Raw genomic sequence first — 15,449 nt, forward strand, 5'->3', positions numbered from 1 at the left:
AATGGAATTCGCTTTCTATTTCGCTGCTGGCATTGCGGTGGTATCCACGCTGCGGGTGATCACCAACAGCAACCCCGTACATGCCCTGCTCTACCTGATCATCTCCCTGCTGGCGGTAGCCATGTGCTTCTTCAGCCTCGGCGCGCCGTTCGCCGGCGCGCTGGAGATCATCGTCTACGCCGGCGCGATCATGGTGCTGTTCGTCTTCGTGGTGATGATGCTCAACCTTGGCCCGGCCATCGTCGAGCAGGAACGTAGCTGGCTGAAGCCCGGAATCTGGGCTGGCCCGGCTGCACTGTCGCTGCTGCTGTTGGCCGAGCTGCTATATGTGCTGTTTGGTCAGGCCTTTACCGGCGCCCCCCTGGGCCAGGTCACGGTGGATGCCAAGGCCGTCGGTATCAGCCTGTTCGGGCCTTATCTGCTAGTCGTCGAGCTGGCCTCCATGTTGCTGCTCGCAGCACTGGTCGCTGCCTACCACCTCGGCCGTCACGAGGCGAAGGAACCATCATGATCAACTCTATTCCCCTAGAGCACGGCCTGGCCGTTGCCGGCGTGCTGTTCTGCCTCGGCCTGGTCGGCCTGATGGTGCGGCGCAATATTCTGTTCGTGCTGATGAGCCTGGAAATCATGATGAACGCCGCCGCACTGGCCTTCGTCGTCGCCGGCAGCCGTTGGGCGCAGCCGGATGGTCAGGTGATGTTCATCCTAGTCATCACCTTGGCCGCCGCGGAAGCCAGCATTGGCCTGGCGATCCTGCTGCAGCTGTATCGCCGCTTCCACACCCTCGATATCGACGCTGCCAGCGAGATGCGCGGATGAATCTTCTATTCCTGACTTGCCTGTTCCCCCTGCTCGGCTGGCTGATCCTGGCCTTCTCCCGTGGACGTTTCTCGGAAAACCTCGCGGCCCTGATCGGCGTCGGTTCGGTCGGCCTGTCCGCCCTGGTCACTGCCTGGCTCATCTGGCGGTTCAACGTCAATCCGCCGGAAAGCGGCGTGTACACCCAGGTGCTCTGGCAGTGGATGGCGGTGGAAGGCTTCCGTCCCAGCTTCACCCTGCACCTGGACGGCCTGTCGCTGACCATGCTCGGCGTGGTCACCGGCGTCGGTTTCCTGATCCACCTGTTCGCCTCCTGGTACATGCGTGGTGAAGAGGGTTACTCGCGTTTCTTCGCCTATACCAACCTGTTCATCGCCAGCATGCTGTTCCTGGTGCTCGGCGATAACCTGCTGTTCCTCTACTTCGGTTGGGAAGGCGTGGGCCTGTGCAGTTACCTGCTGATCGGTCACTACTACCAGCACATACCCAACGGTAACGCGGCGCTCAAGGCCTTCATCGTCACCCGTGTCGGCGATGTATTCATGGCCATCGGCCTGTTCATCCTGTTCGCCCAGCTCGGCACCCTGAACATTCAGGAACTGCTGGTGCTGGCGCCGCAGAAGTTCGCCGTCGGTGACTTCTGGATGCAGCTGGCGGCCCTGATGCTGCTCGGCGGCGCGGTCGGCAAGTCCGCCCAGCTGCCGCTGCAGACCTGGCTGGCCGACGCCATGGCCGGCCCAACTCCGGTCTCGGCGCTGATCCACGCGGCGACCATGGTCACCGCCGGCGTCTACCTGATCGCCCGTACCCATGGCCTGTTCGCCCTCGCACCAGACGTGCTGGAACTGGTCGGCATCGTCGGCGGCGTAACTCTGGTCCTGGCCGGCTTCGCCGCCCTGGTGCAGACCGACATCAAGCGCATCCTCGCCTACTCGACCATGAGCCAGATCGGCTACATGTTTCTCGCCCTGGGCGTGGGTGCCTGGGAAGGCGCGATCTTCCACCTGATGACCCACGCCTTCTTCAAGGCGCTGCTGTTCCTCGCTTCCGGTGCGGTGATCGTCGCCTGCCACCACGAGCAGAACATCTTCAAGATGGGCGGCCTGTGGAAAAAGCTGCCGCTGGCCTATGCGAGCTTCATCGTCGGTGGCGCCGCCTTGGCCGCCCTGCCTCTGGTCACTGCTGGCTTCTATTCGAAGGATGAGATCCTTTGGGAAGCCTTCGCCAGCGGTCATCAGACGCTGCTCTATGCCGGTCTGCTGGGCGCCTTCATGACCTCGCTGTACACCTTCCGGCTGATCTTCATCGCCTTCCATGGCGAAGCCAAAAGCGAGGCGCATGCCGGCCACGGCATTACTCACTGGTTGCCGCTGATCACCCTGATCGTGCTGTCGACGTTCATTGGCGCCTTGATCACCCCGCCGCTGGCCGGCGTGCTGCCGCAAAGCGCTGGGCATGCCGGCGGCGAAGCCAAGCACAGCCTGGAAATCGCCTCAGGCGCCATCGCCATCGCCGGCATCCTGCTCGCGGCCTTGCTGTTCCTTGGTAAGCGCACGCTAGTCAGCGCGATTGCCAACAGTGCGCTGGGGCGTTTCCTGTCGGCCTGGTGGTTCGCTGCCTGGGGCTTCGACTGGCTCTACGACAAGCTGTTCGTGCAACCGTACATGCTGGTGACACGTCTGCTCAGCCGCGATCCAATCGACCGCAGCATCGGCACGCTTCCGCGCCTGGTGCGCGGCGGGCACTACGCCATGAGTCGCACGCAAACCGGCAATCTGCGCTGGTACGCCGTCTCCATCGTCGGTGGCGCCGTGCTGCTGCTCGCCACTCTTTTGATTCTGAATTAAGGAATACAGCCCGTCATGATTCTGCCTTGGCTAATCCTGATTCCCTTTATCGGCGGCCTGCTGTGCTGGCAAGGCGAGCGCTTCGGCACCACGCTGCCACGCTGGATCGCGCTGCTGAGCATGTGCCTGCTGTTCGGCCTCGGCCTGTGGCTGTGGGCGACCGGCGATTTCAGTCAGGCCCCGGCGCCCGGCGCTGCACCGCAGTGGGCGGCCGAATTCCAAGTGCCATGGATCGAGCGCTTCGGCATCAGCGTGCACCTGGCACTGGACGGCCTGTCGGTGCTGATGATCAGCCTCACCGGCCTGCTCGGCGTGCTCTCGGTGCTCTGCTCGTGGAACGAGATCCAGACCCGAGTCGGCTTCTTCCACCTCAACCTGCTGTGGATTCTCGGCGGCGTGGTCGGTGTGTTCCTGGCCGTCGACCTGTTCCTGTTCTTCTTCTTCTGGGAAATGATGCTGGTGCCGATGTATTTCCTCATCGCGCTCTGGGGTCACAGCGGCAGCAAGGGCAAGTCGCGGATCAACGCGGCGACCAAGTTCTTCATCTACACCCAGGCCAGCGGCCTGACCATGCTGGTGGCGATCCTCGCGCTGGTGTTCGTCCACTACAGCCAGACCGGCATGCTGACGTTCAGTTACGCCGAACTGCTGAAGACCGAAATGGCGCCGCGCACCGAATACCTGCTGATGCTCGGCTTCTTCATCGCCTTCGCCGTGAAATTCCCGGTGGTGCCCTTCCACTCCTGGCTGCCGGACGCCCATGCCCAGGCGCCGACCGCCGGTTCCGTCGACCTCGCCGGGATTCTGCTGAAAACCGCCGCCTACGGCATGATCCGCTTCGCCCTGCCGCTGTTCCCGAATGCATCGGCCGAATTCGCGCCGATTGCCCAGTGGCTGGGCGTATTCGCCATCGTCTATGGCGCGTTGCTGTCGTTCGCGCAGACCGACATCAAGCGTTTGGTGGCCTACTCGAGCGTCTCGCACATGGGCTTCGTGCTGATCGCCATCTACTCCGGCAGCCAGATCGCCCTGCAAGGCGCGGTCGTGCAGATGATCGCTCACGGCTTGTCGGCAGCGGCACTGTTCATCATCTGCGGTCAGCTCTACGAGCGTGTGCATACCCGTGACATGCGCGAGATGGGCGGTATCTGGGCGCGCCTGCCTTACCTGCCAGCCCTCAGCCTGTTCTTCGCCGCCGCCGCGCTCGGTTTGCCGGGCACCGGCAACTTTGTCGGTGAATTCCTGATTCTGGTCGGCAGCTTCCAGGGCGCGCCGTGGATCACCGTACTAGCCTCGACCGGTCTGGTGTTGGGTTCGGTGTACGCGCTGATCATGATTCACCGCGCCTACTTCGGCCCGTCCAAGAGCGATAGCCCGCTGTTCGGCTTGCAAGCCCGCGAGATGGGCATGGTCGTTGGTTTGGCCGTGCTGTTGATCCTCCTGGGCGTCTATCCGCAGCCGGTGCTCGACACCTCAGCCGCCAGCATGCACGGCGTGCAGCAGTGGCTCGGCTCCGCCTTCACTCAACTCGCTTCGGCCCGGTAAGTAGCGCTATGGAATTCACCACTCAACACTTCATCGCCCTGCTGCCGCTGCTGGTCACCAGTGCCACTCTGGTGGTGGTCATGCTCGGCATCGCCTGGCGACGCAGCCACACACTGACCTTCGTGCTGTCGGTGGCCGGCCTGAACCTGGCCTTGCTGTCGATCATCCCGGCGCTGCAGGTCACTCCGTTGGCAGTCACCGACCTACTCCTGGTAGACAACTACGCGGGCTTCTATACCGCGCTAATCCTGGTCGCCACCCTCGCCTGCGTAACTCTCGCGCATGCCTATCTCGGTGAAAATCAGGCCGGAAAAGGTTACCCAGGCAACCGTGAAGAACTGTACCTGCTGATTCTGTTGGCGGCGGCCGGTGGCATTGTGCTGGTCAGCGCCCAGCACCTGGCCGGCCTGTTCATCGGTCTCGAGCTACTGTCGGTACCGGTGTACGGCATGGTGGCTTATGCCTTCTTCAACAAGCGCTCGTTGGAAGCCGGCATCAAATACATGGTGCTGTCCGCCGCTGGTTCGGCGTTCCTGCTATTCGGTATGGCACTGCTGTATGCCGACGCGGGCACCATGAGCTTCAGCGGCATCGGCGCCAAACTGGCGAGCACTGGCCTGCAAAGCGCCCTGGCGCAGCTGGGCATTGGCATGATGCTGGTCGGCCTGGCGTTCAAACTGTCGCTGGTTCCCTTCCATCTGTGGACCCCGGATGTATACGAAGGCGCGCCCGCACCGGTCGCCGCGTTCCTCGCCACGGCCAGCAAGGTCGCGGTATTTGCCGTATTGCTCCGTCTGTTCCAACTCTCGCCAGCAGCCAACGAAGGCCTGCTGAACGTCGTGCTGTCGGTAATCGCGGTCGCCTCGATCCTGGTCGGCAACCTGCTCGCGCTGATCCAGAGCAACCTCAAGCGCCTGCTGGGCTACTCATCGATTGCCCATTTCGGTTACCTGCTAATCGCCGTGATTGCCAGCAAAGGCTTGGCTGTCGAAGCCATCGGCGTATACCTGGCGACCTATGTACTGACCAGCCTGGGCGCATTCGGGGTGATTACCCTGATGTCCACGCCTTACAGCGGCCGCGATTGCGATGCGCTGTACGAGTACCGCGGCCTGTTCTGGCGCCGTCCGTACCTGACTGCCGTGCTGACCGTAATGATGCTGTCGCTGGCCGGTATTCCGCTCACCGCCGGCTTTATCGGTAAGTTCTATGTAATCGCCGTCGGCGTGCAGTCCCAGCAGTGGTGGTTGCTGGCCGCGCTGGTCATCGGCAGCGCTATCGGGGTGTTCTATTACCTGCGGGTGATGGTCGCGCTGTTCCTGGTCGAACCCAACCTGCACCGCCACGATGCACCGCTGCACTGGGCGCAACGAACCGGCGGCATCATGTTGCTACTGGTCGCGCTGCTGGCCTTCGTCTTGGGTGTCTACCCGCAACCACTGCTCGATCTGGTCCAACACGCAGGTTTGGCGTTGGCCAGCTGAGTCTTCGGAGCGACCACAAAAAACCCGGCCTATGCCGGGTTTTTTGTGGCCTGCGAATAGCGGCTTGAGGCTAGAGGCGTGGCTCAACACTCAATGCGCGGTGCTTGCCGCGCCAGCTGCTGCCTTGGCCACAAACGGTGGTTTGGCCAGCCAGATCAGAGCGATCAGGCCTAGGCAGACCCAACCGGCCAAGGTGAAGTAATCGATGGTCGACATCATGTACGCCTGGCTCGTAATCATATGATCCAGCGAGGCTGCATTTTGCTGAGTTATACCTCCCATCTGCGCCAACGTCTCTTGGGTAGTCGGCTCATACACACTCACATGTTCAGTCAAATGGGCGTGATGCTGGTCGGCACGGCGCACCCAGATCCAGGTAGTCAGCGACGCCGCGAAGCTACCAGCCAGGGTCCGCAAGAACGTCGCCAATCCGGAGCCATCGGCGATCTGGTTCTGGGGCAATTCAGATAGCAGAATGCTGAAAATCGGCATAAAGAACATCGCCACACCGATACCCATGAACAACTGCACCAAGGCCACGTGCAAATAGTCGACGTCCGTGGTGAAGCTGGCGCGCATGAAGCAGCTGATACCCATCGCCAGAAACGCTACGGAGGCCAGTACGCGCAGATCGAACTTGTGAGCATAACGGCCCATGATCGGTGCGAGCAGAACCGGCACAATGCCAATCGGCGCCGCGGCCATCCCCGCCCAGGTAGCGGTATAGCCCATCTGCGTTTGCAGCCATTGGGGCAGCAGCAAGCTGATCCCCATGAACGCCCCGTAACCGCCGACCATCGCCAACGTACCGGCGCTGTAATTACGGTAGCGGAACAGACGTAGATTGACGATCGGGTGGCGCTCGGTGAGCTCCCAAATCAGGAAGAACGCTAGCGAGATCAACGCGACTACGCTGCCCGCAATGATGAAAGTGGACTCGAACCAATCCAGTTCGTTGCCTTTATCCAGCACTATCTGCAGAGCGCCGACCCCTATCACCAAGGTCACCAGACCGACGTAGTCCATCGGTTCTTTCTTCAGTGTCTCCGGGCGTTTACCCAACTGCTGATACACCACTAAGACGGCGAACAAGCCAATTGGCAAGTTGATGAAGAAGATCCATGGCCAGCTGTACTGGTCGGTGATCCAGCCACCCAGGAGCGGCCCGGCAATGGGTGCGACCACCGTGACCATGGCCAACAACGATAACGCCATGCCGCGCTTGGCCGGCGGATAAATCGACAACAGCAGCGCCTGGGTAATCGGATACAGCGGCCCGGCGACGAATCCCTGTAAGGCGCGGAAGCCCACCAGGCTGTTCATTGACTGAGCGATCCCGCACAGGAACGAAGCCAACATGAACAACAACGTGGCAGCGATGAACAAGCGCATTTCGCCGAAGCGGCGGCTCATCCAACCGGTCAATGGCAAGGCAACCGCGGTGCTCACCGCGAACGAGGTGATCACCCAAGTGCCCTGCTCTGTACTGGCGCCCAGGTTGCCGGAGATAGTCGGTAACGAAACGTTGGCGATGGTGGTGTCGAGCACCTGCATAAAAGTCACCAGCGACAGACCGATGGTCGCCAGCACTAGGTTCGGCGGAGTGAAGCTCGCCTTGTTCTGATCAATCATCACCATCGGACCCTTAGCGCTGGGCCGTCTTGTTGCCGGCCTGCGGGCCATTGGCATGAATGATGTGCTCGATCATCTGGTCCGCCGCAGTCAGTTGCTGCTGGTATACCTCAGTGGCCAGCAGAGCCCGCTTCGGCGGTTGCAGCGCGAGGGCTGGACCACTCTGGTCGCGTAGATCGACCTTGACCTTCATCGACAAGCCAATACGCAGCGGATGTGCGGCCAGATCGCTGGGGTTGATACGAATGCGCACCGGTACCCGCTGCACGATCTTGATCCAGTTGCCGCTGGCGTTTTGCGCTGGCAGCAGTGAAAACGCACTGCCCGTGCCGACACCAAGACTGTCGACGCTACCGGTGAACTTCACTTCGCTGCCATACAGATCCGATTCGATTTCGACCGGCTGACCGATGCGCATCTTCTTAAGCTGGGTTTCTTTGAAATTCGCATCGATCCACACCTCGTCGAGCGGGATCACAGCCATCAGTGGAACCCCCGGCTGCACACGCTGTCCGAGTTGCACGGTGCGCTTGGCTACATAACCGCGGACCGGCGCGACGATGGTCGTGCGGGCCTCGTCCAGATAGGCTTGGCGCAGCTTGGCGGAGGCCGCTTTGACGTCCGGATGCGAGCCGATCTGAGTATCGTCGATCAGCGCACGATTGGTTTTTAGATGCTGCTCGGCACTGATCAGCGCACTTTGCGCGCCATCCAACGCGTCCTGCGCGTGGGCCAACTCCTCGCGGGAAATCGCACCGTCCTGGGCCAGATTCTTACGCCGAGCGAAGTCGGCCTTGGCCTTCTCCAGAGAAACCTTCCGCGCCGCCATGTCCGCTTTCAGGCCATCGACATTACTGAAAAGCCCACGCACTTGGCGAACACTGCGAGCCAAGTTGGCCTCGGCTTCCTGCACGCTGATTTCGGCATCGCTGGGATCAAACTTCACCAGCACCTGTCCGGCCTCGACCAGATCGCCGTCGTCGGCGCCGATGCTGACCACCGTACCCAGCAGTTGTGGGGTGATCTGCACCACGTTGCCACCGATGTAGGCGTTGTCAGTGTGCTCGCTCCGCCCCGCAAACAACAGCTCCCAGAACAGACTGGCCAGGCCACCGAGGACGACCACCACTAACAACAACAGCAGCAGGCGTTTACGACGCGGGTTGCTTGGGGAGATTTCTTGCGTGCTCATGTATTGGCCTCAGTTATTCAGCAGCTGGGCGCGCCACTTGGGCGAGCGCATTTTGATCGAGTTGGAAACCACCACCGAGGGCCTGAACCAGGCGTACGGAGGTGTCGAGTTGCATTGCATTGAGCTCGGCAAGCAGGCGTTCGCTGACTAGCAGTTGCTGCTCGACGCTGAGCACGTCGAGATAGTTGCCGATACCTTCGCCATAACGCCGGGTGGCCAATGCGAAGTTTGACTTGGCGATGTCGCGAGCCTGCTGCTGGGCCCCGATTCGCAGCTGCATCGAGCGCAGCTGGCTGAGGTTGTCGCTCACCTCCCCCAGCGCAGCGATCACGGTTTTGTTGTACTGGGCGACGGCCAGATCGTAATCGGCATTGATCCCGGCCAAGTTGGCACGCAGACGGCCACCATCGAAGATCGGCAGCGAAATTGCCGGAGCGACTTGATAGAAGCGACTCGAACCGCGAAACATCTCATCGAAGTGTCCAGCCGCCAGACCCGCCATCGCACTCAAGTTGAGGTTCGGATAAAAGCTGGTTTTAGCCGATTGAATGTCCTTGCTTGCCGCCTCTACCCGCCAGCGTGCAGCAATCACATCGGGGCGCCGACCAAGCAGCTCGGCCGGCAAGTTGGAGGGTAACGCCAGCGCGACAGGCTGGAGAATCTGCGGCCGGGCGATTTGTTGACCGCGATCCGGGCCTTGGCCGAGCAGCACTGCCAAGGCGATGCGATCACTGTCGATCCGCTGCTCTGCTGCCGCCAGTTGTTGCTGCGCACTGGCCTGTAGTGTCTGGCTTTGCTGCAGCTGCACCTTGCTGTCCAGCCCGGCATCCATACGCTGCTGACTGAGCTTGACCAGATGCTCGGCACGCTGCAGCTCCTCGTTGGCCAGATCGCGCTCGATGAAGGCATAGCCGAGCTGGCTATAGGCGCGCGCCACACTGGCCGACAGATTCAGACGTGCTGCCTGACGGTCGACTTCAGCTGCCCGAGCCTGCCCGAGCGCCGCTTCCCAGGCGGCACGCTGGCCACCCCACAGGTCAACGTCATAATTAAATCCCAGCGACAGGTATTTGATGCCGGCGTAGTCACCGCCCGGCACCAGACCCTCCGGCAGACGAGCACCGGAATAAGCGGCATTGGCATTGACGCTAGGCAACCGCGCGGCATCTTCGGCCAGCGCCTGAGCGTTGGCCTGGCGAGCACGGGCATCGGCGATTTGCAGATCAGGGGTGTCCCGCAACGCTTGTTCGATGAGCGCATTCAAACTCGGATCGCCGAGCGTCTGCCACCAATCCTGGCGTGGCCATGCCGCCGCCGAAAGAGTAACGCCAGTCAACGTTTGCCGAGCCTGTAAGTCGGCACTGTTCAAGATCTTGCCCTGTGGCTCCAGCCCATCCGAGCTGACACAAGCACCGAGCAGGAGCAGCGAACTGGCCAGCATGGTATGTCCAAATTGCTTAAGGCCGATCATCCCCGTCATTCCCCCGCTGCTACCGTTTGGTGCGGTAGCAGCATTTTTTCCAGCAAACCGTTCAAGCAGACCAGCTCGTCATGGCTGAGGCCGCTAGCCAAATCGTTCATCGCGTTGGCAATCAATTGGGGGGTCTGCTCGCAGATCAACTGCCCCTCAGCGCTAAGCGCGAGACGCACGCGACGGCGATCCTGCGGGCACGGGCTCCGCACGAGCAATCCCTTGTTTTCGAGACGATCGAGCATGCGCGTCATCGAGCCGCTATCGATCGACAGCTCGCGGCACAATTCGGCCGGTGTATTGGCCTTCTCGTAACCGATATAGATCAGCACCCTGCACTGCGCCGCGCTGATATCGAGCGGAGCCAGGTAGTGATCCAACAGATGGTTCTTGAGCAAATCGGCTCGGTTCAGGTAATGCCCGATGGATTTACTGAAGGGATAATCGGACGAACTATAGTGGTTCATGATCTGGCTAATATCTGTCTAGGCAGTAATTTTCAGAGATGATACTGCCTAAGCAGCAATTAGCAATAAATCCTTTGTTGCGTTAGCGCGACAGTCTGTTGCGAATCCACCTATCGGTCGAATCCGCCTACAACCGAGCAAATTTTAATCATCAGACCTCTACCGGCAGCTCGGTGGGTGGGGAATTAAGAGTCCTCGAATGGTGCCAATAGCAGGCCTGTAACTCGATCGATAGGTGTATCCACATGCTCAATCGCCTCTCCATCCAGTGGAAAATCACTCTGCTGGCCGGCCTTTATCCCTCGAGACCTTGGCAACAGCCATCGCAAAGCAGCTTCGACCACGCCGAACTGGCCGTCGCGGCGCTACGCCGGAATGAGGACGCGGTATCGGCCATTACATGAACCTGAAAATCGCCAGCGCGGCCGAGGAACAAAGTGCCGTAGCCGAGGCAATCGGCCGCAATATGGCGTCAATTCGCGATGTCACCGAGTCGCTTTGCGGACAAGCCGATGAATCTGCGCAGATCAGCCACTCGCTCGACTATTTGATCGCCCACCAGCAGGGTTTGCTGAATCAGTTCCGCGTATAGTTTGCTGCCAATGATCGGCAATCATGGTTGCCGATCTTCGCCTGCAGTCGCTCTGGCGCAGGCATAAACAGTCGCTGGCGTCATTCGACCACCAGCCTGACGCATCAACATTTGTCGACTTGCGCACGCAGCATTAACCTGTGCACGCACCATTTAAAAGGATTTCAAGCATGCTGAATTTCGCCGTCGTGGCTGGCTCCAGCCGCGTGAAGAGCCAGTCAGGCAAGATTGCCCGCTACCTGCGTCAACGCTTAATCGATCTGCGCCATACCAATGAGGCGCAGAGCAACGTCATCGATCTTGGCGAAAACCCGTTGCCCCTATGGCCGGCTGAGCACAGTGGCCCCTGGAATCAGTATGCCGAGCAGCTGAATGCCGCCGACGCAGTGATCATCATCGCCCCGGAATGGCACGGGATGGCCAGTCCGGCGGTGAAGAATTTCTTTCTATATGCGAGCAAGGCTGAATTGGCGCACAAGCCAGGGCTGTTGGTCGGCGTTTCTTCGGGTGTGGGCGGTGCGTATCCGATCAGCGAACTACGCTCGTCCGGCTACAAAAATTGCCGCCTTTGCTACCTGCCTGAGCACCTTATCGTCAGGCACGCAGAAAAGGTTCTAAATAGCCTGGAGGCCGAAGGCGAGGACGACAGCCGCTTACGTGCGCGCTGCGACTACGCCTTGGACGTCTTGGTCAAGTACGCCCAAGCGCTGAAGCCAGTGCGCGACTCCATCGATATGGCAACGCCGGCCTTCGCTAACGGCATGTAAGTTCATCGAGCCGGTAACACGCCGTCGGCCCGCAGCTTTAGCGCCTCATCCTGATGCAGATCACGTGCTTGTACTTCACAGAGCAAGACTCAGCGCAACGATGCCGCTATAACACGCAATAAACTTGATCCGCGAGTCCGATAATCTTCGAGAATCCGAGCATTTCTTATGAGACCGTTTCACAGCCACAAGATAACCGCTCCAACTTAACTCAAACTGAAAGCGCCTTCGCAGCATGGACTGCGATTTGTCCACTTTTCCGCGTGAAATCTGCCCCAGTACAGCACTGAGCTTCCTCGGCCCAAAGACAAACCCCCGATTCGCGTGAGCGAATCGGGGGTTTGGGATAGAAGCTTGACGATGACCTACTCTCACATGGGGAGACCCCACACTACCATCGGCGATGAGTCGTTTCACTACTGAGTTCGGGATGGGATCAGGTGGTTCCGACGCTCTATGGTCGTCAAGCAATTGGGTTGGGATGTCGTGGTTAGACGCCATCCCGAATGGGTGTGTGATAGAGCCTTGCGGCGGTATTGCGAGTTCTTGCAAATTTTCGGTTTATTGTCGGCTTCGACGTCTAACACGCAAATTGTTTGGGTGTTATATGGTCAAGCCTCACGGGCAATTAGTATTGGTTAGCTCAACGCCTCACAGCGCTTACACACCCAACCTATCAACGTCGTAGTCTTCGACGGCCCTTTAGGGAGCTCAAGGCTCCAGTGAGATCTCATCTTGAGGCAAGTTTCCCGCTTAGATGCTTTCAGCGGTTATCTTTTCCGAACGTAGCTACCCGGCAATGCCACTGGCGTGACAACCGGAACACCAGAGGTTCGTCCAACCCGGTCCTCTCGTACTAAGGTCAGCCCCTCTCAAATCTCAAACGTCCACGGCAGATAGGGACCGAACTGTCTCACGACGTTCTAAACCCAGCTCGCGTACCACTTTAAATGGCGAACAGCCATACCCTTGGGACCGGCTTCAGCCCCAGGATGTGATGAGCCGACATCGAGGTGCCAAACACCGCCGTCGATATGAACTCTTGGGCGGTATCAGCCTGTTATCCCCGGAGTACCTTTTATCCGTTGAGCGATGGCCCTTCCATACAGAACCACCGGATCACTAAGACCTACTTTCGTACCTGCTCGACGTGTCTGTCTCGCAGTCAAGCGCGCTTTTGCCTTTATACTCTACGACCGATTTCCGACCGGTCTGAGCGCACCTTCGTACTCCTCCGTTACTCTTTAGGAGGAGACCGCCCCAGTCAAACTACCCACCATACACTGTCCTCGATCCGGATAACGGACCAGAGTTAGAACCTCAAAGTTGCCAGGGTGGTATTTCAAGATTGGCTCCACGCGAACTGGCGTCCACGCTTCAAAGCCTCCCACCTATCCTACACAAGCAAATTCAAAGTCCAGTGCAAAGCTATAGTAAAGGTTCACGGGGTCTTTCCGTCTAGCCGCGGATACACTGCATCTTCACAGCGATTTCAATTTCACTGAGTCTCGGGTGGAGACAGCGCCGCCATCGTTACGCCATTCGTGCAGGTCGGAACTTACCCGACAAGGAATTTCGCTACCTTAGGACCGTTATAGTTACGGCCGCCGTTTACCGGGGCTTCGATCAAGAGCTTCGCTTGCGCTAACCCCATCAATTAACCTTCCGGCACCGGGCAGGCGTCACACCCTATACGTCCACTTTCGTGTTTGCAGAGTGCTGTGTTTTTAATAAACAGTCGCAGCGGCCTGGTATCTTCGACCGGCATGAGCTTACGGAGCAAGTCCTTCACCCTCACCGGCGCACCTTCTCCCGAAGTTACGGTGCCATTTTGCCTAGTTCCTTCACCCGAGTTCTCTCAAGCGCCTTGGTATTCTCTACCCAACCACCTGTGTCGGTTTGGGGTACGGTTCCTAGTTACCTGAAGCTTAGAAGCTTTTCTTGGAAGCATGGCATCAACCACTTCACGCTCTAAAAGAGCGCTCGTCATCAGCTCTCAGCCTTAAGATCCCGGATTTACCTAAGATCTCAGCCTACAACCTTAAACTTGGACAACCAACGCCAAGCTGGCCTAGCCTTCTCCGTCCCTCCATCGCAGTAACTAGAAGTACAGGAATATTAACCTGTTTCCCATCGACTACGCTTTTCAGCCTCGCCTTAGGGACCGACTAACCCTGCGTCGATTAACGTTGCGCAGGAACCCTTGGTCTTTCGGCGTGGGTGTTTTTCACACCCATTGTCGTTACTCATGTCAGCATTCGCACTTCTGATACCTCCAGCAAGCTTCTCAACTCACCTTCACAGGCTTACAGAACGCTCCTCTACCGCTCATCCTAAGATGAACCCGTAGCTTCGGTGTATGGTTTGAGCCCCGTTACATCTTCCGCGCAGGCCGACTCGACTAGTGAGCTATTACGCTTTCTTTAAAGGGTGGCTGCTTCTAAGCCAACCTCCTAGCTGTCTAAGCCTTCCCACATCGTTTCCCACTTAACCATAACTTTGGGACCTTAGCTGACGGTCTGGGTTGTTTCCCTTTTCACGACGGACGTTAGCACCCGCCGTGTGTCTCCCGTGCTGACACTTGCTGGTATTCGGAGTTTGCATCGGTTTGGTAAGTCGGGATGACCCCCTAGCCGAAACAGTGCTCTACCCCCAGCAGTGATACACGAGGCGCTACCTAAATAGCTTTCGAGGAGAACCAGCTATCTCCGAGCTTGATTAGCCTTTCACTCCGATCCACAGGTCATCCGCTAACTTTTCAACGGTAGTCGGTTCGGTCCTCCAGTCAGTGTTACCTAACCTTCAACCTGCCCATGGATAGATCGCCCGGTTTCGGGTCTATACCCAGCGACTAAACGCCCTATTAAGACTCGCTTTCGCTACGCCTCCCCTATTCGGTTAAGCTCGCCACTGAATATAAGTCGCTGACCCATTATACAAAAGGTACGCAGTCACCCAACAAAGTGGGCTCCCACTGCTTGTACGCATACGGTTTCAGGATCTATTTCACTCCCCTCTCCGGGGTTCTTTTCGCCTTTCCCTCACGGTACTAGTTCACTATCGGTCAGTCAGTAGTATTTAGCCTTGGAGGATGGTCCCCCCATATTCAGACAAAGTTTCTCGTGCTCCGTCCTACTCGATTTCACTTCTAAGATCTTTTCGCGTACGGGGCTATCACCCACTATGGCCGCACTTTCCAGAGCGTTCCGCTAAAATCAAAGAAGCTTAAGGGCTAATCCCCGTTCGCTCGCCACTACTAAGGGAATCTCGGTTGATTTCTTTTCCTCAGGGTACTTAGATGTTTCAGTTCCCCTGGTTCGCCTCTTGCACCTATGTATTCAGTACAAGATAACCATCTTATGATGGCTGGGTTCCCCCATTCAGAGATCTCCGGATCAAAGTCTGTTTGCCGACTCCCCGAAGCTTATCGCAGGCTACCACGTCTTTCATCGCCTCTGACTGCCAAGGCATCCACCGTATGCGCTTCTTCACTTGACCATATAACCCCAAGCAATCTGGTTACTGTCTCAAACGTGAAGACGACATTCGCCGAAAATTTGCGCTTGAACTCACAAATTTTACCTTGACGCAATTAACCACCAGTGAAAGTGACTAATTGGTCTACTTCTATCA

The 15,449-nt window shown here is 58.5% G+C and carries 10 protein-coding genes, 2 rRNA genes and 1 pseudogene; 7 read left to right on the forward strand and 6 right to left on the reverse strand.

Annotated features, from left to right (window positions below; genetic code table 11):
* The first annotated feature begins 1 nt into the window (after window position 1).
* From nuoJ to nuoN, 5 genes are read left to right on the forward strand one after another with little or no spacing between them, the layout of a single operon-like run.
* Window positions 2-511 carry an NADH-quinone oxidoreductase subunit J gene (gene nuoJ, locus NVV93_RS10605; protein ID WP_258250632.1) on the forward strand — a complete coding sequence of 170 codons (510 nt, stop codon included), beginning with the start codon at window positions 2-4 and terminating at the stop codon, window positions 509-511.
* On the forward strand, window positions 511-819 hold the full coding sequence (gene nuoK, locus NVV93_RS10610) for an NADH-quinone oxidoreductase subunit NuoK (protein ID WP_258254336.1): 309 nt from the start codon (window positions 511-513) through the stop codon (window positions 817-819). Before nuoJ ends, nuoK begins: the two co-directional genes overlap by 1 nt.
* Window positions 816-2,666 carry an NADH-quinone oxidoreductase subunit L gene (gene nuoL / locus NVV93_RS10615; protein WP_258250633.1) on the forward strand — a complete coding sequence of 617 codons (1,851 nt, stop codon included), beginning with the start codon at window positions 816-818 and terminating at the stop codon, window positions 2,664-2,666. Before nuoK ends, nuoL begins: the two co-directional genes overlap by 4 nt.
* A 15-nt stretch (window positions 2,667-2,681) precedes the next feature.
* Window positions 2,682-4,211 carry an NADH-quinone oxidoreductase subunit M gene (gene nuoM / locus NVV93_RS10620; protein ID WP_258250634.1) on the forward strand — a complete coding sequence of 510 codons (1,530 nt, stop codon included), beginning with the start codon at window positions 2,682-2,684 and terminating at the stop codon, window positions 4,209-4,211.
* Between the two features lie 8 nt (window positions 4,212-4,219).
* Entirely contained in the window at window positions 4,220-5,695 is a 1,476-nt protein-coding gene (gene nuoN, locus NVV93_RS10625) for an NADH-quinone oxidoreductase subunit NuoN (protein ID WP_258250635.1), read from the forward strand.
* Window positions 5,696-5,785: 90 nt separating this feature from the next.
* Here nuoN and NVV93_RS10630 read toward each other — a convergent pair whose 3' ends face one another.
* Genes NVV93_RS10630 through NVV93_RS10645 form a run of 4 tightly spaced genes read right to left on the reverse strand, consistent with a single transcriptional unit; the run spans window position 5,786 to window position 10,457 of the window.
* A complete protein-coding gene (locus NVV93_RS10630; RefSeq protein ID WP_258250636.1) occupies window positions 5,786-7,327 on the reverse strand; it encodes a DHA2 family efflux MFS transporter permease subunit in 1,542 nt (513 codons plus the stop codon).
* A gap of 13 nt (window positions 7,328-7,340) precedes the next feature.
* On the reverse strand, window positions 7,341-8,519 hold the full coding sequence (locus tag NVV93_RS10635) for an efflux RND transporter periplasmic adaptor subunit (protein WP_258250637.1): 1,179 nt from the start codon (window positions 8,517-8,519) through the stop codon (window positions 7,341-7,343).
* Window positions 8,520-8,532: 13 nt separating this feature from the next.
* Complete coding sequence (locus NVV93_RS10640; protein WP_309137372.1) at window positions 8,533-9,960, reverse strand: efflux transporter outer membrane subunit; 1,428 nt, start codon at window positions 9,958-9,960, stop codon at window positions 8,533-8,535.
* A 35-nt stretch (window positions 9,961-9,995) separates the two neighbouring features.
* Window positions 9,996-10,457, reverse strand: coding sequence for a MarR family winged helix-turn-helix transcriptional regulator (locus NVV93_RS10645; protein ID WP_258250639.1), 462 nt, complete (start codon window positions 10,455-10,457; stop codon window positions 9,996-9,998).
* 347 nt (window positions 10,458-10,804) lie between these two features.
* Between NVV93_RS10645 and NVV93_RS10650 the strand changes: the two are divergent.
* Both NVV93_RS10650 and NVV93_RS10655 read left to right on the forward strand, forming a co-directional pair.
* Window positions 10,805-11,049, forward strand: a pseudogene (locus NVV93_RS10650) (chemotaxis protein); the annotation flags it as partial.
* 170 nt (window positions 11,050-11,219) lie between these two features.
* Complete coding sequence (locus NVV93_RS10655) at window positions 11,220-11,816, forward strand: NADPH-dependent FMN reductase (RefSeq protein ID WP_258250640.1); 597 nt, start codon at window positions 11,220-11,222, stop codon at window positions 11,814-11,816.
* A gap of 352 nt (window positions 11,817-12,168) precedes the next feature.
* On the opposite strand, the gene rrf is transcribed toward NVV93_RS10655, so the two are convergent.
* Both rrf and NVV93_RS10665 read right to left on the reverse strand, forming a co-directional pair.
* A 5S ribosomal RNA gene (rrf, locus tag NVV93_RS10660) occupies window positions 12,169-12,284 on the reverse strand.
* A 139-nt stretch (window positions 12,285-12,423) separates the two neighbouring features.
* Window positions 12,424-15,314 (reverse strand): 23S ribosomal RNA (locus NVV93_RS10665).
* Window positions 15,315-15,449: the final 135 nt, after the last annotated feature.

This window comes from Pseudomonas sp. LS44 (assembly GCF_024730785.1).
Taxonomy (GTDB): domain Bacteria; phylum Pseudomonadota; class Gammaproteobacteria; order Pseudomonadales; family Pseudomonadaceae; genus Aquipseudomonas.

What these genes read in the sequence shown, in the direction of transcription:
- nuoJ (WP_258250632.1), top strand. Translation starts at nt 2, where the DNA reads ATGGAATTCGCTTTCTATTTCGCTGCTGGCATTGCGGTGGTATCCACG.
- nuoL (WP_258250633.1), top strand. Translation starts at nt 816, where the DNA reads ATGAATCTTCTATTCCTGACTTGCCTGTTCCCCCTGCTCGGCTGGCTG.
- nuoM (WP_258250634.1), top strand. Translation starts at nt 2,682, where the DNA reads ATGATTCTGCCTTGGCTAATCCTGATTCCCTTTATCGGCGGCCTGCTG.
- nuoN (WP_258250635.1), top strand. Translation starts at nt 4,220, where the DNA reads ATGGAATTCACCACTCAACACTTCATCGCCCTGCTGCCGCTGCTGGTC.
- NVV93_RS10630 (WP_258250636.1), bottom strand. Translation starts at nt 7,327, where the DNA reads ATGATTGATCAGAACAAGGCGAGCTTCACTCCGCCGAACCTAGTGCTG.
- NVV93_RS10635 (WP_258250637.1), bottom strand. Translation starts at nt 8,519, where the DNA reads ATGAGCACGCAAGAAATCTCCCCAAGCAACCCGCGTCGTAAACGCCTG.
- NVV93_RS10640 (WP_309137372.1), bottom strand. Translation starts at nt 9,960, where the DNA reads ATGCTGGCCAGTTCGCTGCTCCTGCTCGGTGCTTGTGTCAGCTCGGAT.
- NVV93_RS10645 (WP_258250639.1), bottom strand. Translation starts at nt 10,457, where the DNA reads ATGAACCACTATAGTTCGTCCGATTATCCCTTCAGTAAATCCATCGGG.
- NVV93_RS10655 (WP_258250640.1), top strand. Translation starts at nt 11,220, where the DNA reads ATGCTGAATTTCGCCGTCGTGGCTGGCTCCAGCCGCGTGAAGAGCCAG.